Below are 23,770 nucleotides of genomic sequence, written 5' to 3'. Positions count from 1 at the left end.
TGTTAAAAGCTGTGAATAGAAAGTTGAAATAAAATGTTAGTATCATATAAATGGTTAAAAGAGTTGGTGCCTGAACTTACAGCGTCATCAGCAGAATTGGAACAAAAGATGTCAACTTCAGGGATTGAGGTTGAAGGTGTGACCAGTCCAATGGAAGGTTTGTCAAAGCTTGTTGTGGGGGAAATTCTATCAAGTGAAGATATTCCTGAGACTCACTTACACATCACGCAAGTCAATGTTGGGGCTGATGAACCTTTGCAAATCGTTTGTGGTGCCCCAAATGTTCGTGTGGGCATGAAAGCAATTGTGGCACTGGTTGGTGCTCGAATTGCGGATAATTATAAAATCAAAAAAGGTAAGATCCGCGGGGTGGAATCACTCGGAATGCTCTGTGCGCTTGATGAAATTGGAATTGATGAAAAAATTAATCCAATGAAACATGAAGAGGGTATTTTTGAAATGCCAGCGGATGCTAAAGTCGGCGACAGTATTTTCCCTTATCTTGATATGGATGATGAAATCATTGAATTATCAATTACACCAAACCGTGCGGATGCTTTGTCAATGCATGGTGCAGCCTGGGAAGTTGGTGCTATTTACGGTTTGCCCGTTAAGTTGGAAGAGAAATCACTGACAGAGTCGTCAGTAAATGCGGCGGACAAAGTATCAGTGAAAGTTGATACTGATAAGGTTCCTACATACAAAATTCGCTTAATCAAAGGGGTCAAAATCGCCAAATCGCCGCAATGGTTGCAAAACCGCTTGATGAACGCTGGCGTTAAACCAATTAATAACGTGGTAGACGTGACGAATTATGTTTTGATGGCTTTTGGTCAACCTTTGCATAGTTTTGATTTTGATCAATTTGGTTCAGACGAAATTGTCGTTCGTCAAGCCAAAACGGATGAAAAAATCACGACTTTAGATCATATTGAACGTGAACTTACGCCAGAAGATATTGTGATTACTGCTAATGGGACACCTGTCGCCCTTGGTGGTGTGATGGGTGGCGCTGATAGTGAGATTACTGATGAAACTACCACGGTAGCCCTCGAATCCGCTTTGTTTGATGGAACTTCAATTCGTAAAACGTCCCAAAAATTTGCTTTGCGTTCTGAGGCCTCAAGTCGTTTTGAAAAAGGGGTTAACCAAGGGACAGTACGTGAAGCCCTTGATTTTGCAGCTGCTATGATTGTTGAATTGGCTGGTGGTGAAGTTTTGTCTGGAGTAGTGGAATCAAATGATTATCAACCTGCTTTGCCAAAAGTTTCTATTACTTTAAGTCGAGTAAATGGCGCTTTAGGGACAGATTTGTCACTGGAAACTGTGGAAAAAATCTTCGTCCAATTGGGCTTTGGTGTACAAGTAGATGGGGAAAACTTTATTTGTGAAATTCCATCGCGTCGTTGGGACATTTCAATCGAGGCAGACTTAGTAGAAGAAGTGGCACGGATTTATGGTTATGACAATTTGCCAAGTACGCTTCCTGTATCACAAAATGCTGGTGAATTGACAGCTATGCAAAAATTCCGTCGAAAAGTGCGTAGTGAACTTGAAGCTGCGGGTCTTGATGAAGTCATTGGCTATTCTTTAGTTACACCAGAAAAAGCCACAGAGTTTGTCGGAGAGCTGGAAACAACAACGCTTATGATGCCAATGACAGAAGACCGTCAGACCTTGCGTGCAACGATGATTCCAGGACTTTTGGACATTGTCAATTATAATCAAAATCGTAAAAATGCAGATGTAGCGCTCTATGAAATTGGCAATATTTTCTGGCCTAATCCAGAGGACATCCGTCCCCTTGAAATTCCACATCTTGCCTTTGCGCTCTCAGGTCATCTTGTGGATAAAACTTACCGGTCGAAAGCTGTTCCTGTGGATTTCTATGCCACAAAGGGAATTGTGGAAAACCTTTTAGCAGCGTATGAAGAAGTGAAATTTATCCCTTCTGCAAATCAACCAGGTATGCACCCAGGGCGCACAGCAATGGTTGAAATCAACGGTCGTCAAGCCGGATTTGTTGGACAGATTCATCCTGCAACAGCTAAAAAATACGACATTGCGCCAACCTATGTAGCTACACTTAACTTACAAGTGATGCAAGAAGAAATGCCTGCTCAAACGGTCTTTCACGATATTCCAAAAGTTCAAGCGGTACAACGAGATATTGCTTTATTGATTGATGCTACTATCAGTCATGCAGAAGTTGTTTCAGTTATTGAATCTAGTAAAGTGAAGACGCTCCAAAAAGTAGAACTTTTTGATATTTATCAAGGGGAAAAACTTCCGGAGGGCAAGAAATCAATGGCTTACCGTTTGACTTTCCAACCTGTGGAAAATTCGATGACAGACGAACAAATTGCCTCAGCTGTGAATAAGATTACCAAAAATTTGGTTAACCAACTCGCTGCAGAAATCCGTTGAGTTACTGACAGACTGGTCAGTAAAAAAATGAGAAACCACCACTAGAATTAACAAGTGGTGGTTTTTGAATTTTTTTGAGTGAAGATGTTCGTTCATTTTTAGAAAAAAAGGGAGAGAATTATAATGAAAATCAGCTTACAAACTGTGATTACGCTTACGTAAATATATCTTAATGACTTATAATTAAAAATTTCTTTACATTTGTAATCTTTTAGAAATAAAAAAGTGCTTGCCTTGTGTTAGAATAGATGAGGTATGAAGAATTTAATTTCTAGAAAAATAAAACAAATTGGAATGCTTATGGGAGTATCACTGATGGCCCTGTCAGCACTACCTGTCAGTTCACTGAATCTTATGGGAGCTAAAAAGGTGGGTGCGGAAACGTCGCAATCAGAAGTTAACCAAAAAATTGAGAACTTCCAGGCTCAGCTAAATGACGAATTGACGAAAGTGAATGCTGTCTATGCTAAAGCGAAAGCTGCACAAGAAAAAGTTAATCAATCGAAAGCAAAAATTAGCGGCTTAGAGTCCGATATTGCTCAAACCGAAACGGATGTGGCTCATTTGAAAGAGAATGTCGCCCATCAAATGCGCGCCATGCAGTCTAGTGGTGGAGTTGGGGTATCCGTTGTAGATGTCGTTGCTTCCTCTAAGGATCTTTCAGATATGGTAATGCGCCTTTCGAACTTAAATGCGGTCATGTCTGCGGAGGCAAAACAAGCGAAGACATTAGCTGAAAAAGAGTCTTCGTTAAAAACGATGAAGACGAGCCTTGAGCGTTCACAAACAAAACTGGTGGAGAATCAAGCCAATTATCAAACTCAAGTTGAAAGCTTGCAAGGAGATATCGCTGGCTTAAAAGAAAAGATTAATACAAATCAAAAACTTTTAAGCGAGATGAAAGCGAAAGCGGCTGCCGAGCAAAAAGCGCATGATGAGGCATTAGCCAAGTCTGTTGCTCAAGCTAAGGCCCAAGCTAAAGCAGAAAAAGCAGCCCAAGCTAAGAAAGCAGCTGAAGCTAAAACGGCTGCTACAAGTGCTAAGACAGAAGTGACAGTACCCTCTTCAAGCTCAAGTACTTCTGAAAGTTCGACTACACAGAGTTCCACTGCAACCCAAGAGACAAGTGATGACACGACGAAACCTGACACGCAAACCCCTGTTACCCCTTCAACTGGGGGTAAAACGATAAGTGTGGAAGCGACGGCTTATGCCTTAAATGGAACTACAGCTATGGGAATAGATTTGAGCCAAAACCCAATGTGCATTGCTGTGGATCCAAGTGTTATACCACTAGGTTCAATGGTCGAGGTGCCGGGCTATGGCATCGCAATTGCTGGTGATACTGGAGGTGCAATTGTCGGAAATATCATCGATGTGCATTTTCCAACAAACGCGCAAGCTGTTGCTTGGGGACGTCAACAGTTGCAAGTAACGATTTTGAATTAAAGAGAAAAAATGATAAAAGGCTTACAGTTAAGCCTTTTTTTGGTATAATGAGAACATGATAAAAAAAGGACGTATTGTTAAATCTTTAGCGGGATTTTACTATGTAGAGAGTGCGGGTCATATTTACCAGACCCGGGCGCGTGGAAATTTTCGCAAAAAAGGAACAAAACCTGTTGTGGGGGATTTTGTGGATTTCACAGCAGAGGAAAATTCGGAAGGGTACGTGTTGGAAGTCCATGCACGTCGCAATAGTTTAACTCGGCCCTCTATTGCTAATATTGACCAAGCTGTGGTGATTATGTCCACCCTTAGCCCGAACTTTAGCTTAAACCTGCTGGACCGATTTTTAGTGTTTCTTGAACATAAAAGGATTAAACCCCTGATTTATGTCTCAAAAATGGATTTGTTGGCAGATGATGAAAAAGGGAAAAAGGAACTGACGGCTCCGTCAGCTTCTGATAGCAACTTTGACCGACGGGCTGATTATATAACATTTCGGTCAGACTATCAGCAAATCGGTTATGAGATTTTTTTTGATGCGGATGAGTTGGTCAGTCACTTAGCAGGAAAAGTCACTGTATTTATGGGGCAAACAGGTGCTGGAAAAACAACATTGCTCAATAAAATTGCTCCAGAGATGCATCTTGAGACGGGTGAGACCTCTGATAAATTAGGACGTGGAAGGCATACCACACGCCATGTTGAATTTTTCGAAGTTGCTGGAGGATTGATTGCCGATACGCCAGGTTTTTCAAGTTTGGACTATGAGGTGGATAATCAACCCGATCTCAATGCGGCTTTTCCTGAACTGTTGAAGATCAGTCATGGCTGCAAATTTCGGGAATGCACGCATACCCATGAGCCGGATTGTGCGGTAAAAGAAGCGGTAGCCCAAGGTGAAATCCTTCCAAGTCGCTATCAAAATTATTTACAACTCCTTAATGAAATTAATAATACGAGGGAAACTTATGCAAAAAAAAGGAAAAAGCAAAGCTAAAGATAATATTTGGCTGAAACAAGCTGGCTTTTTTATCGTTGTTTTGGCTTGGATTTTAGCTATATTTTTTAAAAACGAACTGTCACGACCGATGATGATTACGGTTTTTATTTTGTTAGTGGTCGCAACTATTTTTGTCCTTTTTTGGCTGAATCGCGCCTTTTTTGGACTGACCGCTTCGTCAGCAACTGATGAAAGCTCTAAAGAGAAAGGGCAAGAGGATCACCAATGAAAAAACGCTTTAAAAGAGAGGCTGGCCTTGCGGTAGCAGTAGCTCTTGTTTGCCAGCTTCTCGCAATGTTTGCTTTTTCAAGTAAAACAGCAGATTTTTGGCTTAATTTAATTACTGTGCTCGCTTTAGCCTTGGCAATTGTCTTTGGTGTACGTTCCGCCACGGTGGTCGAACATCAACGTGAAGGTGAAGCGTGGAAAAATATTATCGAAGAAGAACTTCATGAAGAAAAATCAACAGAAAAATGAGCTAAGTAAAGAGCAAGCTTTGTTTTCAGAACAAAAAATACGAAATTTTAACCGCAAGTTGCATACCTCTATTGCAGCAAGTCTGCTTGCTGGCGTTTTTGGCTTTTGTGCGCTTGCATTTCGCACTCAGATTCCGTTGATATTACGGGGAGTGTTCCTTCTTTTAGTTATTTTGTTGCTCGGGCTTGCCCTCTATTTGTTGCTTAGTGCAAGAAAGAATTTTTTTAAAGATTGATTTTAGAAAGGATATAAAATGAAAGATAAAATAGCCCCTTCAATCTTGTCCGCCGATTTTGGAAAATTTGCTACGGAGGTGAAACGCCTTGAAGCTGCTGGTGCGGATATGGTTCACATTGATGTGATGGATGGACATTTTGTAGATAATTTAACTTTTGGCGCTGGTGTTGTGGCTGCTTTACGTCCGGCTAGCAAGCTCTTTTTTGACGTCCATATGATGGTGGAAAAACCAGAAAATTACGTCAGTGAATTTGCCAAAGCAGGTGCGGATAGCATGAGCATTCATGCAGAAGCCACACCTCATATTCATGGGGCACTTCAAAAAATCAAACAGGCGGGTATGAAAGCCTCTGTTGTGATTAACCCTGGCACCTCTGTTGAAGCTATCAAACCTGTTTTAGCAATGGTAGATATGGTGCTTGTTATGACAGTCAATCCCGGTTTTGGTGGGCAAGCTTTTCTTCCCGAAATGATGGATAAAGTTCGCGAACTTGCTCAGATTCGGCGTGATAAAAAGCTTAGTTTTGAAATTGAAGTCGATGGTGGAATTGATCCACGCACGATTCAACTTGCCAAAGCTGCAGGTGCCAATGTTTTTGTTGCAGGATCATTTATTTTTAAAGGGGATGTGGAAGAAAATATTGCAGCCTTAAAGGAACATCTCGCACTATCAGCACCCCATAATTACTGACAGCTTGGTCAGTAAAATTTTATCTTAGAAACAAGGAAGTACAAGAAATAAAATGGAAATCGTCATTATCATTTTGCTGATTGTCCTGATTTTACTTTCTTTAGCCAATTTTTTTAAAAAGGCTGATCATAGCAAAATCAATAATCAACTGACTTATCTGAGTCAAAACTTATCAGATTTGCGGGGAGATTTGAGTCAACAACTTGGCCAAAATCGCCAAGAACTCTCCACAAGTTTGCGCTCTGTCAATACAGATTTATCTTTATTAACAGAAAACTTAAATACAAAATTTGACCAACAATTTAAAGATTTACAAAACTCGAATGAGCAAAAATTGGAAAAAATATCTGTAAGTTTGGTAGAATCTACTGACAGAACGGTCAGCACGCTTTCACAGCTGACAGAATCTATTACTCAAAAGTTTGATTTCAAATTCAAAGATTTACAAGAATCCAATGATAAAAAGCTCTCACAAATTCAAGAAACGGTTGATGAGAAACTACAAGAAACGCTCAATCGTCGGATTTCACAAAGTTTTGAACAGGTCACAATGCATTTGAAAAATGTAGAAGAAGGCCTAGGGGAGATGCGTAATTTGGCGAGTGATGTGGACAGTCTCCAAAAAGTCATGACTGGTGTCAAAACACGCGGGATTGTCGGAGAAATCCAGCTCGGACGAATTTTAGAACAAATCTTTACAAGCAGTCAATATCGCGAGCAAGTCAATATTGCAGGTAATAATGCCGTTGACTACGCTGTCGTTTTGCCAGGTAAAGTAGAAGGTTCTGAATTGCTACTCCCCATCGACTCGAAATTCCCAATGGAAGATTATCAACGCTTACAAAGTGCTCTAGAAACCAATAATGCTGTTGAAATAGAACGTTCTCGTAAAGCACTATTTAATGCGGTCAAGGCTCAAGCTAAGTCAATCAGTGAGAAATACATTGTCCCTCCTAAAACAACTGATTTCGCGATTATGTTCTTACCAACGGAAGGCCTGTTCATGGAAGTCGTCAACAATCCAGAACTCTATGAACAAATCAGTCGCGATTACAAAGTGAACGTTACAGGACCAACGACAATGACAGCCGTCTTGAACAGTCTTCAAATGGGCTTTAAAACTTTGCAAATCGAACAAAAATCTTCTGAAGTATACGAGCTCCTTGGTGCAGTCAAAACGGAGTTTGGTAAATTTGAAACATCACTTAAAAAGGTACACGAACGTTTACAACAGTCCGAAAAAGAAATTAATACCCTGATTACGACACGGACCAATGTGATGAATCGAAAACTTCGCGCCGTAGATCGGATTGATGAAGGAAGTAGCAGTAAACTTTTGGAGCTTGATGACTAAGCTTGCTGGTATAAAGTAAAAATTAACACTTGTTTTTAATTACACCTAGAACGCACGCACTTTTAAACTAAACCTAAGCCGGGCCTTACTAGCTCTGCTTATTATAGTTAGGCTTTCACCTCTAGGATTCAAACCATAAAGGAGAAAAGATGGTTCTCATTAAAAATTTAGAAATTGGCGATTTTTTTGAAGGCTTTTACTTAATTAAGTCTGTTGAACTGCGTCAAACGCGTGCAGGGAAAGATTACCTTGCGTTAAGTTTCCAAGATCGTAGTGGCACAATTAACGGAAATATATGGGATGCCAATCCTAAAGCAGTGGAGCAATTTCGTGCAGGACGGGTGGTGCATATGAGAGCACTAAAAGAACTTTATAATGGCATGCCACAAGTCAATAAAATTCAGCTGCGAATAGCTAATGATAATGAACCCAATAATCCACGCGATTATCGTGAAAGCTCACCTGCTCAAGAAAAAGATTTGCGTGAGTATGTTCAATCGATTGTTTTTAAAATTGAGAATGCCACTTTAAATCGGATCGTTCGAGCGATTTTGAAGAAATTTGATAAAGAATTTTATGAATTTCCCGCTGCAAAAACAAATCACCACGCTTTTGAAGGAGGACTTGCCTACCATACAACGACCATGCTCCATCTTGCCGAAAAGGTTTGTGAAGTTTACCCACAACTCGATGAGAGTTTAATGTTTGCGGGTGTTCTACTTCATGATATGGCTAAATGTTTAGAATTTACCGGAAGCGAAAATACGAGTTATACCCTGCGCGGGAACTTGCTTGGCCATATTGTCTTGATTGACGAAGAAGTCAGTAAAGTAGCTTTGGAGCTTGGCTTTGATGATGATAATGAAGAGCTTTTGATGCTCCGTCACTGTTTGCTTAGCCACCACGGAGAACTGGAATATGGTAGTCCCGTTCGCCCACAGATTATGGAAGCGGAAATGATCCACCAAATTGATGTGATGGATGCGAATATGATGATGATGACTACTGCTACAGCTACACTTGAGCCAGGACAATTTAGTCAGCGTGTCTGGGCACTCTCCAACCGTAATTTCTATAAACCAAGAAATGATTAAACCGTATGCGTACGGTTTTTTTTAATATAACTCACCAAGACTGCTGCTTTTAAAGACTGCCATCTCCCAATAAAAATGTTAAAATAAGATGAAAAAGATTCAATGAAGGAGCTTATGATGCAATACACTTTAAAAAATAGCCAAGTGACTGTTCAAGTAGACACATTCGGTGCTGAGATGCATTCTATTGAACACGAGGGAATGGAATACTTGTGGCAAGCAGATCCTAAATTTTGGGGACGTCATGCCCCAGTTTTATTTCCTATTGTTGGTAAATTAAAAAATGGGAGTTATCGATACGCTGATAAAACCTATCAAATGTCAGGTCATGGTTTTGCACGTGACAATGAATTTGAATTAATTCGGGCTACACAAGATGAGCTAGTCTTTGAACTGCATGAAAATGAAGATAGTCTAAATCATTACCCCTTCCATTTCAATTTCCGCGTTTCTTATAAACTCTCAGCTAATAAAATTCGAGTTCGCTACGATGTGAAAAATGAAGATGAAAAATTTATGAGTTTTGGTGTGGGTGCTCATCCAGCTTTTAATGTTCCCCTCAAAAATGGGAAATTTGAAGACTATCAACTCACCATCAAACCTGATGTGGCACGCACTTTTATTCCTTTGGATGTACCTACGGGAACGATCAAAGTGGATGAGCGCAAAGAAGTTACGGTCAGTACCTTGCCCTTGACTCGCACCCTTTTCGAGCAAGATGCACTCGTCTATAGCTCATCTGATGAAATGAGCGTTTCGCTTACGAACTCGATTGATGATCACGGGGTTACAGTATCTTGGAAAGACATGCCTTATTTTGGATTATGGTCCCCTTATCCAAGCGAAGCTCCTTTTGTTTGTATTGAACCATGGTGCGGGATTGCCGATGATCAAAATACTGATGGAGACCTCATTACAAAATTTGGAATCAATGAATTAGCACCAGATGGTAAATTTTCTTGTGAGTATACCATTGAAATAAAATAACAAAAAATCTCGTATTTCTACGAGATTTTTTATTTGAAAAAGTGATAAAATGAAGAAGAAAGTTCAGCTCTCTTTTAAAAGGGAAGACTGATAGACTGTGAACGGCTATGTTAACGATTTTTTTAAATGCATTCAGCATTTTACTTATCTTATTGCTCGCGCTTTTACTGAAAAAATTAGGTTTATTAGCTCAAAAAGATGGTGCCCTCGTTTCAAAATTGGTTGTATATCTGACGCTGCCAGCTACGATTCTTATTGGGGTCAATCATACGAAGCTTTCCTCCACTTTTTTGGTGTTGATGTGCTTAGGAATTTGCACCAATCTTTTTCTAGTTTTTCTGGGAAAAATTTTGGGCCGAAAACAAGATCACGTAGCGCAAGGACTCTACATGTTTGACCTATCAGGATACAACATTGGGAATTTTTCAATTCCTTTTGTTAGTAGCTTTTTTCCAGCAGCTATTCCTTATTTAGCAATGTTTGATATGGGGAATTCTTTGATGGTTACGGGAACAACTCAGGCAATCGTCGAGCGTTCTTTGTGGAAAAAGAAGCAAAGAGGGTTGGGAGGAACGCTTTTTAATACTTTGCTTAAAAACCCTCCTTTTGTTGTCTACCTCCTCATGTTTGGACTTGCCATTTTGGGATGGAGTATTCCGGAACAATGGCTTATTCCTCTACGTCCACTCAGCAATGCCAATACGCTCCTTTCTGTTTTTACGATAGGTTTGTTTATGGAGTTTAGGCTTCCGCACGGACAACTCAAATTAATTTTGAGCATACTGTGGTGGCGCTATTTATTAGCAATAATACTGGCGATTTTCTTCTATTTTTTGGTTCCTTTTCCAGCACTTATCAAAGAGGTACTTTTGTTGATTTTCTTTTGCCCCATGTCATTTTTGCACATGATTCAGGCAGTTGAGTTAGGAAATGATCGGGCTGTCGCAGGTTTAGTAATTAGTTTATCAATGTTTGTATCTTTAGTTTTGATGAGTCTTGTAGTAATTATTTTATGAGGTTAATGATGAAAAATGAATTAGAAATTTTATTAGGTCGGTTTAGACCTGAAGGACCCCAAGAAGAGGCTGACTTACCGCTTTTTAAGACTCGTGCATCTGATGCGAAAAATTTGACGCGTGATGCTTTAGCCCATTTTACAGCAAGCGCTTTTGTTTTGAATCAAACACATGAGCGGGTCTTAGGCATTTATCACAAAATTTATAAGAGTTGGGGCTGGATGGGCGGTCATGCTGATGGAGATGTGAACTTGCTTCATGTGGCTGAAAAAGAAGTAAGAGAAGAGAGTGGAATTGAGCAATTGAAACTACTTTTACCTGACCCGATCTCGATTGAAAATTTACCAGTATTTGGTCATTTTCATCGTTCAAGAGGTTACGTTTCAGCCCACTTACACCTGAATGTGACTTTTTTATTTGAAGCGGATGACCAACAGTTGTTGCGCGAAAATAAAGAGGAGACAGGCGGAGTAGCTTGGATTCCCCTTGAAGAATTTTCCTCCCAATCTTCTGAAGAAGAGATGAAAATTATTTATGATAAAATTATTTCACGAATTATTGAAAAAAAGAAAGAAGACAAATTATGAATTTAAATCAACCCTTAGTGCTTCGCTCTGGTGTGACCTTGAAGAATCGCTTAATCATGGCACCAATGACTGTTGTACTGAGTTTTCATGATGGAATTGTGACGCAAGAAGAAATTCAACATTACGGGATGCGGAGTAAGGGATTAGGTGCTGTCATTACGGGGACGGCGAATGTAATGGATAACGGGAAAGGCTGGCCAGGTGAGCTGACGATTGCTACTGATGATGCGATTGCACGGCTGACAGAGCTGTCAGCCGCTATCCATGCTGGTGGGGCAAAGGCAATCTTACAGATATTTCATGCAGGACGTATGACCTCTGAAAAAACCATTGGTGAGCAACCCGTTTCAGCCTCAAGTGTTGCTGCAGAAGTTCCTGGCTCAGAAATTCCACGGGAGTTATCAGAAAACGAAATTGAAGCCCTCATTGAAGCGTTTGGTCAAGCAACACGACGGGCGATTGCCGCAGGATTTGATGGTGTGGAGATCCATGGGGCTAATATGTATTTACTTCATCAGTTTTTCTCTCCCCATTCTAACCGCCGCACGGATCACTGGGGGGGAAGTCTAGAAAAACGGATGAACTTTCCTCTTGCTGTTATTGACCGTGTGGCACAAGAAGTAGCAAAAACTTCACGCCCATTTGCCATCGGTTATCGTCTTTCTCCTGTAGAAGCGACAGTACCAGGAATCCGTTTTGAAGATACGCTCGCTTTTGTAGAACAATTGAAAACAAAGCCTCTCGATTATTTACATATTTCTTTAAAACACTTCACTCGCCGTGCTAATTCGCAAGCCTATCAAAAAAAATCAGAATTGGCTTACATTCATGAAGCGGTAGCGGGTGTTATGCCTGTCATTGGGGTAGGAGGTGTGCGTACAAAAGAAGATGTTGAAGCGCTCCTTGAAAATGCTGATGCAGCGGCCATTGCGCAGCAGCTCCTAGTCGACCCAGAATTTCCTTTAAAAGTAACTGGAGAAATTACTGACGACCCTGTCAGTAAACCTTTTGGTGAAGCAATTAAGGATTTGCCGATGCCACATCCTATGTTTAAATACTTAGAAAAACGCTATAAATAAACTTGCTCTAGGGCAAGTTTTTTATCCTTCTCAACTTAAAAAAATTAAATAAGTCCATCACAAAATTTTAATCTGAACCTCTTGAAAAAATGGTCTAGAAGTCTATAATTAAGTCTAATTGAAATTAGAAAAGAGGGTAGAATGCCAGTAAAAGTAGTCAAAAATCTTCCTGCGATTGAACAATTGCGGACTGATAATATTTTTGTAATGGATAGTGAAAGGGCTGAGCAACAGAATATCCGACCGCTCAATTTACTTATTGTGAATTTAATGCCCCGTAAAATGGTGACTGAAACCCAGATTTTACGGTTGCTATCCAATACCCCTCTTCAAATCAACGTGGATTTGCTTTATCCTAGCAGCCATGTGGTAAAGAACACACAACAGTCTTATCTTGACAACTTTTATCACTCTTTTTCAGAGGTCAGAGCAAAGTATTATGATGGGTTGATAATAACGGGGGCACCCTTAGAGCAAATGGCTTTTGAGGCCGTTGATTATTGGTTAGAGTTTTTAGAGATCATTGAGTGGAGCAAACGTCATGTTTATTCGACCCTTCATATTTGCTGGGGAGCCCAAGCTGGCCTTTATGCGCGCTATGGTATAACCAAACAGCAGCTGCCGCAGAAAGTCTGTGGGGTTTTTAAAAGCACAGTGGAAAACCACAGGCATCCTCTTTTTCGGGGTTTTGATGATTATTTTTCTTTTCCTCATTCACGATATACAGCTTGTGCCGAAGAACAAATTCGCATTTTAGATGATTTTGAAATTCTTTCTCATTCGCAGCATGCAGGTTTGGGTATTGTTGCTAAGAAAAACTTGCGAGAAATTTATTTATTTGGCCATTTAGAGTATGATCGTGAAACTTTAAAATGGGAATATCAACGCGATAAAGCGGCGGGACTAACTGCCGTGCGACCCCAAAATTATTTTCCAGAAGATGATGAGCAACAACCGCCCGTCAAAACCTGGGCTTCTGCTGCCTCGCTCTTTTTTTCAAATTGGCTGAACTATGCTGTCTATCAAGCAACCCCTTATGTAGGTGAGCGGTTAAGCAGCCACTATGAAGAAGACTATGATTTTAATCAAGCGGAATGATCTTAGAAAAGGAACAAAAGATGGTAACAAGATTAGATACTTTATTAGCCCAAGCTGGGACACGTCATGACCAAATAACGGGTGCTTTGGTCGCCCCTCTGCATTTTTCCACCACTTATCAACATCCCGAGTTTGGTCATTCGACCGGCTATGATTATACTCGAACAAAAAATCCGACCCGGGCAACCTTAGAAGAAACTTTGGCACTGATCGAGTCGGGCCAATTTGCTTTGGCAACAGCTTCTGGGATGGCTGCCATTGTTTTAGCTTTTGATATTCTTCCAGTAGGGACCAAAATTGTTGCTTGTCGAGACCTGTATGGCGGGTCTTATCGTTGGTTTGATGAGCAACAAAAGCAAGGCCGTTTTTCTTTTTCCTATGCAAATAACGAAAAAGAAATGTTAGCACTTATTAATTCGACTACTGATCTGGTCTATCTTGAAACGCCAACAAGCCCCATGATGGTAGAATTTGACATTGAAAAAATTGTCAATAAAGCCCAAGCTTGCGGAGCTAAAGTTTTTGTAGACAATACTTTTTATAGCCCCATCTACCAGAAACCTTTAGAACTTGGTGCGGATCTAGTCATTCACTCAGCTACGAAATATTTAGCAGGACATAATGATGTGCTTGCCGGTGCGGTAATTGTACGTGACGAGGAGCTTTATCAACGTCTACTTCATCAGCTGAATACTAGCGGTGCGGTCCTTTCGCCTTTTGATAGTTACTTAGTAATGCGGGGACTAAAAACGTTGAGTGTTCGTATGGAACGCATTACTTATAATGCGAAAAAGGTGGTCGCAATGCTTAAAAAACATCCAAGTGTTCAAACGGTCACCTATCCTGGACGAGGGGGAATGATTTCATTCAAAGTCTCTGATGAGACCATCATTCCCAAATTTCTGAATCAATTAAAAGTGATTACTTTTGCGGAAAGCTTGGGAGGGGTAGAGAGTTTAATTACTTATCCAGCAACCCAAACCCATCATGATATTCCAGAGGAAGTACGCGCTACTTATGGATTAACAAATGATTTATTACGGCTTTCAGTAGGGATAGAAGATGTGCGTGATTTGATAGAGGACATAGAGCAGGCTTTTATTACTGACTGATGTTCTCAAAAGTTACTGACCATCTGGTCAGTAAAACAGTTTCAATGTAAAAAGAAAATAAGAGGAAAATAATGACAAAATATGATTTTACAACTATCCCCAATCGTCTCACCCATAATTCAGTGAAATGGAAAGAAGTACAGCAAGATCATGAAAAACTACCCTTATGGGTGGCGGATATGGATTTTATCGCACTGCCTGAAGTGACCCAAAGTATTCATGAGTATGCCGATTATGGTGTCTATGGCTATGCGTATGTTGAAGAGCGCTTGCTTGACAGTGTGCAGACTTGGGAGAAGGAGCAACATCATTATAGTTTTTCTAAAGAAAGTTTAGTTTTTATGGATGGTGTGGTGCCAGGACTCAGTCTCGCTATCCAATCTCTGACACAACGCAATGAGGCAGTCTTGATTAATACGCCTGTCTATCCACCTTTTGCGCGTACTGTCAAGTTAAATCAAAGAAAATTAGTTGAAAATTCTTTACTTGAGGAGGATGGAAAATTTTTTATTGATTTTGAACAGCTCGAAAAAGATATTGTAGACAATGAAGTTAAACTCTACTTGTTGTGTAACCCCCATAATCCTGGAGGGCGTGTCTGGTCTAAAGAGGAGTTGTTGAAAATCGGCGCTTTATGTCAAAAGTACAACGTCTGTTTAGTTGCCGATGAGATTCACCAAGACCTCACTTTATTTGGACATCAGCATCACAGCTTCAATACAGTTTCAAAGGAGTTTAAAAATTTTAGTATTATTCTTTCATCGGCTTCGAAGACGTTTAATATTGCTGGTGTTAAATGTGCCTACGCCATTATTGAAAACGAAACATTGAGAAGAAAATTTTTGAATCAAAGAACTGCGAATAATCAAGGAGAAGTCAGCACTTTGGGCATGTTAGCGACCACAACCGCTTATCAGTATGGTGGTGAATGGCTGACTCAACTAAAGCAAGTGCTTGAGCAAAATGTTCAATATGTCAAAAGAGAATTAACTGAAAAAACAAAGATTAAAGTTATGCTTCCTGAAGCTACTTACTTGATTTGGTTAGATTTTTCAGCCTATCAGCTAGGAGATGAGGCCTTAAAAAGTAAACTGAGTCAAAAGGCAAAGGTTATCCTGAATGAAGGAAAAAGCTTTGGTACAGAAGGGGAGAACCATGCACGCTTTAATGCAGCTGCACCATTCTCTATTATCGAGGAGGCAACACAACGACTTGTGAAAGCGTTTGAAAGTTAAGGGTTTTATGCGAAAAAAGGTCGGCACCCGCTAAAAAATATGTTAGAATGTGGATATGAATGATATTTTACAACTTACGATTGTCCTTGTGGCCTCGTTGCTTGCCACACTTGCTTCACGACGTTTAAAAATTCCTGCCGTCGTTGGTCAAATGCTGGTTGGGATTTTGATTGCTCCGTCCGTCTTGGGTTTGGTTCATGGGGGCCATGTCCTTGAGGTAATGTCGGAAATTGGAGTCATCCTACTCATGTTCCTTGCCGGTTTGGAAAGTGACCTAACAGTGCTCAAGAAAAACTTTAAGGCCTCAATGTTAGTTGCGATAGGCGGTGTAATTGTGCCTTTGATAGTTTTTGGTATCGTGGCTTTTGGTTTTGGCTATGGTATTTCGACCAGCTTCTTTTATGGGATTGTGTTTGCTGCCACTTCGGTTTCTATCACCGTAGAAGTCCTACAAGAATATGGTAAGCTAAGCACTCGCGCAGGTTCTATTATACTTGGGGCTGCTGTCGTCGATGATATCCTTGCGGTATTGATCTTATCGCTTTTTACCAGTTTCAAGAGCGGAGGCTCTGGTGGGCAACTTGCCTTACAATTCTTTTTTGAATTCCTCTTTTTTGCCTTTTTATTTATCGTGCACAAGCTTATCCCGAAAATCTGGCGTTTTGTTGAAAAGCTGCCCATTGCTAATAAGAATACGATTGTAGCACTTATCATCTGTTTGGGCTTAAGTTTATTGGCTGATGCCGTAGGAATGTCGGCTGTCATTGGCAGCTTCTTTGCCGGGCTAGCCATTTCACAAACAGAAGTGAGCCATAAGATCGAAGAATACACCTCAGCTATTGGTTACGTCATTTTCATCCCTGTATTCTTTGTTTTGATAGCTATTTCAGTACAGTTTGATAGTATTATCCATCATCCTTGGATTATTTTATTGTTTACCCTTCTTGCCATATTAACGAAGTTTTTACCCGCTTATGCAGTGGGTAAATCCAGTCATTTAAGTACTAATGAAAGCATGTTGATTGGTACTGGAATGATTTCACGGGGGGAGATGGCGTTAATTGTCGCTCAGATAGGATTAACGAGTCATATTATCACAGATGAGGTTTATTCTGAATTGGTCATTGTGATTATATTAGCCACCGTTATCGCCCCTTTCTTGATTAAGTTCGTATTACGCAAAGAAACTCAAGAGGTGAGCCTTTGATGACCTTTATCAACTCCTGACAGCTTGGTCAGTAAATAAAATAGAACCCATGAAATAAAAAAATTACCGCTTTCTTCCCAAAAAGGTCAAAAAAATGGTAAAATAGAAAAAATGCTTTAGAGGTACAGTTTCAATACTGTAGCTCTAAAAAATTTTGCCCAAATGAGTATTTTTTCTCAAAAGGGGTCATTCGCACATCGGTCCTTTGTTCAACAAAGGGTTTTATTGAAAGGAAAAATCAAAATGTCAAAAATTCAAGTCGTAGAACATCCATTGATTCAACACAAACTCTCTATCTTGCGTCGTAAAGAGACTTCTTCAAAAGAATTCCGCGAACTCGTTGACGAGATTGGCATGCTTATGGCTTATGAAGTTTCACGTGATTTGCCACTTGAAGATGTGGAGATTGATACACCGGTTGCTCATATGACTGCTCAGCGTTTAGCAGGTAAAAAGTTAGCGATTGTGCCGATTTTACGTGCAGGTATTGGGATGGTTGATGGAATTTACAAAATGATTCCGGCAGCACGTGTGGGTCACATCGGAATGTACCGTGACGAAGAAACAATGAAACCTGTTGAATACCTTGTCAAGATGCCTACAGATATCGCTGAACGTCAAGTTTTTCTCGTGGATCCTATGTTGGCTACGGGTGGCTCAGCGATTTTGGGTGTAGATGTATTGAAAGAGCGTGGTGTAAAGAACATTAAGTTTGTTTGCCTTGTGGCTGCACCAGAAGGGGTAAAAGCTTTACAAGAAGCGCATCCTGATATTGATATTTTTGCCGCTGCGCTTGATGACCATTTAAATGAAAAAGGTTATATCATCCCAGGGCTTGGTGACGCAGGTGACCGTCTTTTTGGAACAAAATAATAAAACAACACGATTGCCTCTATTTGCTGAGGCAATCTTTTTTTATCTCTCGAAAATTTTTTAACTTTCGAGTCAAATTAGTTTACAACTGTAAATTTATTTGGTAAGATTACATATGTAAACAAAAACAAAAGAAAAGGAACAATGAAATTATGACATTCTTAAAATCACTTGAAAATCGCCGCACAATCTATGCTCTTGGAAAAAACGTTAAAGACGAGCAAGAAGTTATTGACACAATTAAAGAAGCGGTACGCCTCTCACCTACAGCCTTTAACAGCCAAACAGGACGTGTCTTGATCGTTACGGGTGATGCCCAAGAAAAACTTTGGGGCGAAATCGTAGCAACTGACTTAAAAGCAGAAATGGACCGTCAAGGTGTACCAGAAAGTGCTTGGGCTGGAACTAAAGCAAAACTTGATGGCTTCAAGGCTGCCTTTGGAACAGCGCTCTTCTTTGAAGATACTGCTGTTGTAGCCTCTCTTCAAGAACAATTTCCTCTTTATGCGGATAATTTCCCCGTGTGGTCAGAACAAGGTTCTGGAATTATCACGGTAAATGCATGGACAGCTCTTGCAGAACTTGGTCTTGGTGCCAACTTGCAACATTATAATCCAGTTATTGACGAAACTGTTGCTCAAACATTTAACCTTCCAGCAAGCTGGAAATTGCGTGGCCAACTTGTATTCGGTTCTATTGAAGCACCTGCTGGAGATAAGGACTTCATGAACGATGAAGACCGTTTCGTGATCGCGAAATAAACACTACTGCTAAATCTTACTCACTAAAGGTCACCTTTCATCCAGGTGGTCTTTTTTTGTATTTTTAGCCGATGCGAATAATTTTGAAATTATCAACAGGAGGTGCTATAATTACTCTAAAAGTATCATGAAAAATAAGGAAAGGAACAGCGTGAATAAACTTTTAAAAAATGAAAAGCATCCTGCTTTAGGATTTCTTCGCTATGTTGGACCAGGGCTTATCGTTGCAGTGGGTTTTATTGATCCAGGTAATTGGGCAGCAAATTTAGCCGCTGGTTCTCAATTTGGCTATAAACTTCTTTGGGTAATCACTCTCTCCACGATTATGCTTGCTTTTTTACAGCATAATGTGGCTCATTTAGGGATTGTAACAGGGAAATGTTTATCCGAAAACGCCACAGAATATCTTAAACCAGTTACGAGTCGGATCGTGTTAGGAACAGCAGTATTAGCCTCTATCTCTACTGCGGTAGCAGAAATACTAGGAGGTGCCTTAGCCTTGCAGATGTTATTTAAGTTGCCGCTTTCTTTAGGGAGTTTATTAACGGCAGCTTTGGTCATCTGGTTTTTGTTCAGTAATTCTTATTCCAAAATTGAAAAAGTAATCATTGGGTTTGTCAGTGTTATTGGAATATCGCTTTTGTTTGAGCTTTTTATTATCCCTCATGTGGATTGGATAGCTGCTGCAAAGGCTAGTGTCACACCAAGTATGAGCTCTGCTTCAATTCCCATCATTATGAGTGCGCTTGGAGCAGTAGTAATGCCTCACAATCTTTTCCTTCACTCTGAAGTGATCCAGAGTCGGCAGTGGAATCTTGAGGATGAAAAAGTGATTCAACGGCAACTCAAATACGAATTTTTTGATACACTCTTTTCAATGTTTTTAGGCTGGGTGATTAATAGTGCTATTATTATTCTCGCTGCCGCACTCTTTTTCCCACATGTGGTAACAGAAATCGATCAAGCACAGGAAATGCTTAAGCCGCTGTTGGGCTCAGCAGGAGCTATCCTCTTTGCCGTTGCCTTTCTTTTTGCGGGGGTAGCTTCGTCTGTAACCGCAGGAATGGCTGGAGGTTCTATATTTGCTGGGATTTATCGTAAGCCGTATGACATTCGTGAAATTCATAGCAAAGTAGGCGTACTCCTAACAATTCTGGTCGCTACGGGAGCAATAATTGGCTTGAGTACGATTACCTCTCCTTTTCAAATCTTGATTTATAGTCAAGTCTTCCTCAGCATCCAATTGCCTATTACGATCTTTTTACAGATTTACTTGACCAATTCACAAAAAGTAATGGGCAAGTACAAAAATGTTTGGTACACAAAAGCTTTACTCTTAGCGATGGGGATTTTTATTACTTTGCTAAATGTTATCTTAGTCATTACTACATTTCAGGGTTGATTTTTGATACAATAAAAGAAGGAATTCAAACAAAGGCTTCTAACCAAAGAAGTTACGAGTCTGTCACTTATAAAAGGAGGGCCTATGCAGCCAAAATTAATCAATAAAGTGGTCATAAAGCGAAATGGACATGTTGTAGACTGGGATAGTTTTCGTATTCAAACTGCAGTATTCAAAGCAGCTATAAATGGCAAGTATAAGGATAAACCGCTCCATGCGAATATGATCGCTAATAACGTGACAAAAGTTGTAGAGAAGGTCATTGCTGAACTTTCATTTGAAAAAATCGAGATTGAGACGATACAAAATCAAGTCGTTAAGCAACTTAACGATTTTGATAAAGACGTGGCGCGAGACTTTCTAGCTTACAAGACAAAGCAAAATATTGAACAAAGACATTAAAAAAATAAAAAATGCTGATTTTCAGCATTTTTTTGATCAAAACGTCACTGATCGCACCGTCAGTAATTTTCCTTAAAAATTTTTAGTTCTTCCTTGATTTCGTTCTTGACAAAAAATGAATGAACCCTTACAATAGTAGAAGAGACAAGTTTTTAGTGAAAATTTTTCAGAAATCAGGCGGTTGATGCGAGCCTGAAAATGGCAGCTAAAAATACCACTCTTCCAAAAATTCTTTCTGGATAACAGAAAAGCGTCCCTGACACGTTACGTCAATGATGAGAATACTTTGCTTTACTGACAGCATGGTCAGTAAAGCAAAGTCTGAACTAAGGTGGTAACACGCAAATTGCGTCCTTTTCAATAAGGAGCGATTTGCGTTTTTTTATTTCGTCAAAGCTGACGAAAACCGAAAACAAACAGCAGAAAGGCAAAAAATATGATTAAAATAACTTTTCCAGATGGCAACGTCAAAGAATTTGAATCAGGTGTAACAACATTTGTCATTGCTAAATCAATCTCACCTAGCCTTGCGAAAAAGACACTCGCTGGTAAAGTTAATGGGAAATTGATTGACGCAACACGACCAATTACTGAAGATGCTAACTTTGAGATTGTCACACCAGACCATGAAGACGCTCTTGGAATTTTACGGCACAGTGCGGCTCACCTTTTCGCCCAAGCGGCTAAACGACATTTTCCAGAGATTCATTTAGGGGTCGGTCCAGCAATTCGAGACGGTTTCTACTATGACACAGACAATGCAGCTGGACAAATTTCTAATGAAGATTTGCCAGTTATTGAAGCAGAAATGAAGAAAATTGTCAAAGAAAATTTCAAATCTATCCGTAAAGAAGTTTCAAAAGAAGAAGCAAAAGAAATTTTTGCTAATGATCCTTATAAGCTTGAGCTTATTGAAGAGCATAATGAAGATGAAGGTGGTTTGACGATTTACGAGCAAGGAGAATATACAGATCTTTGCCGTGGCCCTCACGTTCCATCAACTGGAGTTATCAAATTTTTCCATCTTTTGAATGTCGCTGGAGCTTATTGGCGTGGTAACTCAGATAATACAATGATGCAACGGGTCTATGGTACAGCTTGGTTCACGAAAGAAGATTTGGAAGAAAATCTTAAAATGCGCGAAGAAGCCAAAGAACGTGACCATCGTAAGCTTGGTCGCGAATTAAACCTTTTCTTTAACGATGCAGAACTTGGAGCAGGAACAGCTTATTGGCTCCCAGATGGTGCGACAATTCGTCGAATTATCCAACGCTACGTGGAAGATCAAGAAATTGCAAATGGTTATAAACATGTCATCACGCCTGTAATGATGAACCTTAATACTTATAAACGTTCAGGACACTGGCAACATTATCATGAAGATATGTACCCACCAATGGATATGGGCGATGGTGAGGAAATGGAACTTCGTCCTATGAACTGTCCAAGTCATATTGCGATCTACCAACACGATGTTCACAGCTATCGTGAGCTCCCAATTCGTATCGCAGAATTTGGAATGATGCACCGCTATGAAAAATCTGGTGCTTTATCAGGACTCCAACGTGTTCGCGAGATGACGCTCAATGATGGCCATACTTTTGTGATGCTTGAACAAGTTCAAGAAGAATTTGGTAAAATCCTTCAACTTATCATGGAAATGTATCGTGATTTTGGCATTAATGATTACAGTTTCCGGTTAAGCTATCGTGATCCAGAAGACACTGAGAAATATTTCCAAGATGATGAAATGTGGGAGAAATCTCAGTCAATGCTCAAAGCAACGATGGATGATATGAATTTAGAGTATGTTGAAGCTGAAGGTGAAGCAGCTTTTTACGGGCCTAAACTCGATATTCAGGTGCGTACAGCACTTGGTAACGAGGAAACATTATCAACCATTCAGCTGGATTTCTTAAATCCCGAAAACTTTGACATTAATTATATTGGGGCTGATGGTGAAAAGCATCGTCCAGTCATGATTCACCGGGGAGTAATCTCAACGCTAGAACGCTTTATTGCTTATCTTATCGAAGTTTACAAAGGAGCTTTCCCAACTTGGCTAGCACCAACCCAAGCGACAATTATTCCGGTAAATCTTGATCTTCATTCCGATTATGCATGGAAAATTCAAAAAACATTGTCAGATAAAGGCTTCCGAGTTGTGGTAGACGAAGCAAACGAAAAAATGGGATGGAAGATTCGTCAGTCCCAAACACATAAAATTCCATATCAAATCGTAGTTGGTGACCAAGAATTAGAAGAAGGAACGGTAAATGTTCGACGCTATGGCTCAAAAGAAACATCCGTATTGCCTTTAGAAGAGTTTATCAAAAACTTGGAAACAGATGTCGCTAACTTTAGCCGTGTAAATTAAAAATATAAAAGACTGTGAAATGCAGTCTTTTTTGTTATTTAAAGACCAACATGAGGTATAATATATAAAGCAAAAATATTAAACAATTAAGGCAGGTGTATATGGAAATCAGTAATATTTATCTATTCCTTGAAATACTTGGAACAGTAGCCTTTGCAATTTCGGGAACTGTTGTAGGGATGCGTCATGGATTGGATGTTTTTGGAGTGTCAGTTCTTGCAGCTATCACTGCTGTAGGAGGGGGAATATTTAGAGATCTTCTTCTAGGAAATACGCCACCATCTGCACTTAAATCTCCTTTTTTTATCACTTTATCTATTATTTCCTCAATAGTAGCTATGATAGGAGCTACTGTTATCAACAAATACCAGACGGGATTAACAATATTAAAACTATCACGATTTTATAATCGGCTCCTTCTTATCTCTGATGCTATTGGTTTAGGGATATTTACAGTGTTGGGGATTGATGCTGGAATTTCGAAAGGCTACATCCATAATGAATTCCTGATTATTTTCTTAGGCGTCCTTACAGGAGTAGGGGGAGGAATGCTTAGAGATATCGTCGCAAACCAAGTGCCTATGATTTTCCGAGAAAATATCTACGCCCTTCCTTGTGTCATTGGTGGGCTACTATACGTCTATACTTATGATCTATTTAGTAGAGATACCGCCTTAATTTTAGCTGTACTGTTTATTGTTATCGTTCGTATTGTTACCGAAGAGCGAAAATGGAATTTACCGAGCATAGGGAAAATGTGACAACAGAGGGTTTTGAGAGGGTTGCTGAATAAAAAAGGGGAAAAGACACAGTTTATTCTTGACAAGGGGAGTTAGGTTTGATAGAATATAATAGTTGTCGCGAGAGACGAGGGTCTTGAAGCGAGCTAGACCATTGAAAACTGA

23 protein-coding genes are annotated in these 23,770 nt (G+C 39.9%); all 23 read left to right on the top strand.

All coding sequences use genetic code 11. The features are described from left to right. The first annotated feature begins 33 nt into the window (after positions 1-33). Entirely contained in the window at positions 34-2,427 is a 2,394-nt protein-coding gene (pheT, locus tag JKP71_RS06870) for a phenylalanine--tRNA ligase subunit beta (RefSeq protein ID WP_200407499.1), read from the top strand. A 255-nt stretch (positions 2,428-2,682) separates the two neighbouring features. After that, positions 2,683-3,876 carry a 3D domain-containing protein gene (locus tag JKP71_RS06865; protein ID WP_200407498.1) on the top strand — a complete coding sequence of 398 codons (1,194 nt, stop codon included), beginning with the start codon at positions 2,683-2,685 and terminating at the stop codon, positions 3,874-3,876. A 55-nt stretch (positions 3,877-3,931) separates the two neighbouring features. After that, on the top strand, positions 3,932-4,873 hold the full coding sequence (gene rsgA, locus JKP71_RS06860) for a ribosome small subunit-dependent GTPase A (RefSeq protein ID WP_200407497.1): 942 nt from the start codon (positions 3,932-3,934) through the stop codon (positions 4,871-4,873). Next, a complete protein-coding gene (locus JKP71_RS06855) occupies positions 4,845-5,105 on the top strand; it encodes a hypothetical protein (RefSeq protein WP_075525862.1) in 261 nt (86 codons plus the stop codon). Before rsgA ends, JKP71_RS06855 begins: the two co-directional genes overlap by 29 nt. Beyond that, positions 5,102-5,353, top strand: coding sequence for a hypothetical protein (locus tag JKP71_RS06850; RefSeq protein ID WP_200407496.1), 252 nt, complete (start codon positions 5,102-5,104; stop codon positions 5,351-5,353). Before JKP71_RS06855 ends, JKP71_RS06850 begins: the two co-directional genes overlap by 4 nt. Continuing rightward, positions 5,328-5,588 carry a hypothetical protein gene (locus tag JKP71_RS06845; protein WP_200407495.1) on the top strand — a complete coding sequence of 87 codons (261 nt, stop codon included), beginning with the start codon at positions 5,328-5,330 and terminating at the stop codon, positions 5,586-5,588. The genes JKP71_RS06850 and JKP71_RS06845 overlap by 26 nt, the downstream gene beginning before the upstream one ends. Positions 5,589-5,606: 18 nt before the next feature. Continuing rightward, complete coding sequence (gene rpe / locus JKP71_RS06840; protein WP_200407494.1) at positions 5,607-6,281, top strand: ribulose-phosphate 3-epimerase; 675 nt, start codon at positions 5,607-5,609, stop codon at positions 6,279-6,281. A 52-nt stretch (positions 6,282-6,333) separates the two neighbouring features. After that, a complete protein-coding gene (locus tag JKP71_RS06835; protein ID WP_075525858.1) occupies positions 6,334-7,635 on the top strand; it encodes a DNA recombination protein RmuC in 1,302 nt (433 codons plus the stop codon). A 149-nt stretch (positions 7,636-7,784) separates the two neighbouring features. Then, positions 7,785-8,729 carry a 3'-5' exoribonuclease YhaM family protein gene (locus JKP71_RS06830; protein ID WP_075525857.1) on the top strand — a complete coding sequence of 315 codons (945 nt, stop codon included), beginning with the start codon at positions 7,785-7,787 and terminating at the stop codon, positions 8,727-8,729. Between the two features lie 117 nt (positions 8,730-8,846). Continuing rightward, positions 8,847-9,716, top strand: coding sequence for an aldose 1-epimerase family protein (locus JKP71_RS06825; protein ID WP_200407493.1), 870 nt, complete (start codon positions 8,847-8,849; stop codon positions 9,714-9,716). 107 nt (positions 9,717-9,823) lie between these two features. Further along, entirely contained in the window at positions 9,824-10,732 is a 909-nt protein-coding gene (locus JKP71_RS06820; protein WP_200407492.1) for an AEC family transporter, read from the top strand. Positions 10,733-10,740: 8 nt separating this feature from the next. Beyond that, on the top strand, positions 10,741-11,319 hold the full coding sequence (locus tag JKP71_RS06815) for an NUDIX hydrolase (protein WP_200407491.1): 579 nt from the start codon (positions 10,741-10,743) through the stop codon (positions 11,317-11,319). Next, positions 11,313-12,398 carry an NADH-dependent flavin oxidoreductase gene (locus JKP71_RS06810; protein ID WP_373298636.1) on the top strand — a complete coding sequence of 362 codons (1,086 nt, stop codon included), beginning with the start codon at positions 11,313-11,315 and terminating at the stop codon, positions 12,396-12,398. The genes JKP71_RS06815 and JKP71_RS06810 overlap by 7 nt, the downstream gene beginning before the upstream one ends. Positions 12,399-12,539: 141 nt before the next feature. After that, entirely contained in the window at positions 12,540-13,496 is a 957-nt protein-coding gene (locus tag JKP71_RS06805; RefSeq protein ID WP_200407489.1) for a homoserine O-succinyltransferase, read from the top strand. Between the two features lie 20 nt (positions 13,497-13,516). Continuing rightward, positions 13,517-14,608, top strand: a complete 1,092-nt coding sequence (locus tag JKP71_RS06800; RefSeq protein WP_200407488.1) for a cystathionine gamma-synthase — start codon at positions 13,517-13,519, stop codon at positions 14,606-14,608. A gap of 71 nt (positions 14,609-14,679) precedes the next feature. Further along, a complete protein-coding gene (locus JKP71_RS06795; protein WP_200407487.1) occupies positions 14,680-15,843 on the top strand; it encodes a MalY/PatB family protein in 1,164 nt (387 codons plus the stop codon). Positions 15,844-15,898: 55 nt separating this feature from the next. Continuing rightward, the gene (locus JKP71_RS06790) at positions 15,899-17,050 is read left to right on the top strand and encodes a cation:proton antiporter (RefSeq protein WP_075525850.1); all 1,152 of its coding nucleotides are present in this window, start codon (positions 15,899-15,901) and stop codon (positions 17,048-17,050) included. A gap of 243 nt (positions 17,051-17,293) precedes the next feature. Continuing rightward, positions 17,294-17,923 carry a uracil phosphoribosyltransferase gene (upp, locus tag JKP71_RS06785; protein ID WP_075525849.1) on the top strand — a complete coding sequence of 210 codons (630 nt, stop codon included), beginning with the start codon at positions 17,294-17,296 and terminating at the stop codon, positions 17,921-17,923. A 152-nt stretch (positions 17,924-18,075) separates the two neighbouring features. Beyond that, entirely contained in the window at positions 18,076-18,684 is a 609-nt protein-coding gene (locus JKP71_RS06780; protein WP_075525848.1) for a nitroreductase family protein, read from the top strand. Between the two features lie 151 nt (positions 18,685-18,835). Next, positions 18,836-20,086, top strand: a complete 1,251-nt coding sequence (locus JKP71_RS06775) for an Nramp family divalent metal transporter (protein ID WP_234446114.1) — start codon at positions 18,836-18,838, stop codon at positions 20,084-20,086. Between the two features lie 84 nt (positions 20,087-20,170). Beyond that, positions 20,171-20,488: an ATP cone domain-containing protein gene (locus JKP71_RS06770; protein WP_075525846.1), complete on the top strand. Its 318-nt coding sequence runs from the start codon at positions 20,171-20,173 to the stop codon at positions 20,486-20,488. 436 nt (positions 20,489-20,924) lie between these two features. Beyond that, positions 20,925-22,865: a threonine--tRNA ligase gene (gene thrS / locus JKP71_RS06765; protein WP_200407485.1), complete on the top strand. Its 1,941-nt coding sequence runs from the start codon at positions 20,925-20,927 to the stop codon at positions 22,863-22,865. 101 nt (positions 22,866-22,966) lie between these two features. Then, entirely contained in the window at positions 22,967-23,626 is a 660-nt protein-coding gene (locus JKP71_RS06760; RefSeq protein ID WP_200407484.1) for a trimeric intracellular cation channel family protein, read from the top strand. Positions 23,627-23,770: the final 144 nt, after the last annotated feature.

Source organism: Lactococcus taiwanensis (genome assembly GCF_014905395.1).
Classification (GTDB): domain Bacteria; phylum Bacillota; class Bacilli; order Lactobacillales; family Streptococcaceae; genus Lactococcus; species Lactococcus taiwanensis.
Note: the sequence above shows the minus strand (reverse complement) of the source record. Positions and strands in the feature narration are given on the sequence as shown.

What these genes read in the sequence shown, in the direction of transcription:
- JKP71_RS06865 (WP_200407498.1), top strand. Translation starts at nt 2,683, where the DNA reads ATGAAGAATTTAATTTCTAGAAAAATAAAACAAATTGGAATGCTTATG.
- JKP71_RS06830 (WP_075525857.1), top strand. Translation starts at nt 7,785, where the DNA reads ATGGTTCTCATTAAAAATTTAGAAATTGGCGATTTTTTTGAAGGCTTT.
- thrS (WP_200407485.1), top strand. Translation starts at nt 20,925, where the DNA reads ATGATTAAAATAACTTTTCCAGATGGCAACGTCAAAGAATTTGAATCA.
- JKP71_RS06835 (WP_075525858.1), top strand. Translation starts at nt 6,334, where the DNA reads ATGGAAATCGTCATTATCATTTTGCTGATTGTCCTGATTTTACTTTCT.
- rpe (WP_200407494.1), top strand. Translation starts at nt 5,607, where the DNA reads ATGAAAGATAAAATAGCCCCTTCAATCTTGTCCGCCGATTTTGGAAAA.
- JKP71_RS06805 (WP_200407489.1), top strand. Translation starts at nt 12,540, where the DNA reads ATGCCAGTAAAAGTAGTCAAAAATCTTCCTGCGATTGAACAATTGCGG.
- JKP71_RS06780 (WP_075525848.1), top strand. Translation starts at nt 18,076, where the DNA reads ATGACATTCTTAAAATCACTTGAAAATCGCCGCACAATCTATGCTCTT.
- JKP71_RS06790 (WP_075525850.1), top strand. Translation starts at nt 15,899, where the DNA reads ATGAATGATATTTTACAACTTACGATTGTCCTTGTGGCCTCGTTGCTT.
- pheT (WP_200407499.1), top strand. Translation starts at nt 34, where the DNA reads ATGTTAGTATCATATAAATGGTTAAAAGAGTTGGTGCCTGAACTTACA.
- JKP71_RS06815 (WP_200407491.1), top strand. Translation starts at nt 10,741, where the DNA reads ATGAAAAATGAATTAGAAATTTTATTAGGTCGGTTTAGACCTGAAGGA.
- upp (WP_075525849.1), top strand. Translation starts at nt 17,294, where the DNA reads ATGTCAAAAATTCAAGTCGTAGAACATCCATTGATTCAACACAAACTC.
- JKP71_RS06855 (WP_075525862.1), top strand. Translation starts at nt 4,845, where the DNA reads ATGCAAAAAAAAGGAAAAAGCAAAGCTAAAGATAATATTTGGCTGAAA.
- rsgA (WP_200407497.1), top strand. Translation starts at nt 3,932, where the DNA reads ATGATAAAAAAAGGACGTATTGTTAAATCTTTAGCGGGATTTTACTAT.
- JKP71_RS06800 (WP_200407488.1), top strand. Translation starts at nt 13,517, where the DNA reads ATGGTAACAAGATTAGATACTTTATTAGCCCAAGCTGGGACACGTCAT.
- JKP71_RS06825 (WP_200407493.1), top strand. Translation starts at nt 8,847, where the DNA reads ATGCAATACACTTTAAAAAATAGCCAAGTGACTGTTCAAGTAGACACA.
- JKP71_RS06795 (WP_200407487.1), top strand. Translation starts at nt 14,680, where the DNA reads ATGACAAAATATGATTTTACAACTATCCCCAATCGTCTCACCCATAAT.
- JKP71_RS06760 (WP_200407484.1), top strand. Translation starts at nt 22,967, where the DNA reads ATGGAAATCAGTAATATTTATCTATTCCTTGAAATACTTGGAACAGTA.
- JKP71_RS06850 (WP_200407496.1), top strand. Translation starts at nt 5,102, where the DNA reads ATGAAAAAACGCTTTAAAAGAGAGGCTGGCCTTGCGGTAGCAGTAGCT.
- JKP71_RS06770 (WP_075525846.1), top strand. Translation starts at nt 20,171, where the DNA reads ATGCAGCCAAAATTAATCAATAAAGTGGTCATAAAGCGAAATGGACAT.
- JKP71_RS06820 (WP_200407492.1), top strand. Translation starts at nt 9,824, where the DNA reads ATGTTAACGATTTTTTTAAATGCATTCAGCATTTTACTTATCTTATTG.
- JKP71_RS06845 (WP_200407495.1), top strand. Translation starts at nt 5,328, where the DNA reads ATGAAGAAAAATCAACAGAAAAATGAGCTAAGTAAAGAGCAAGCTTTG.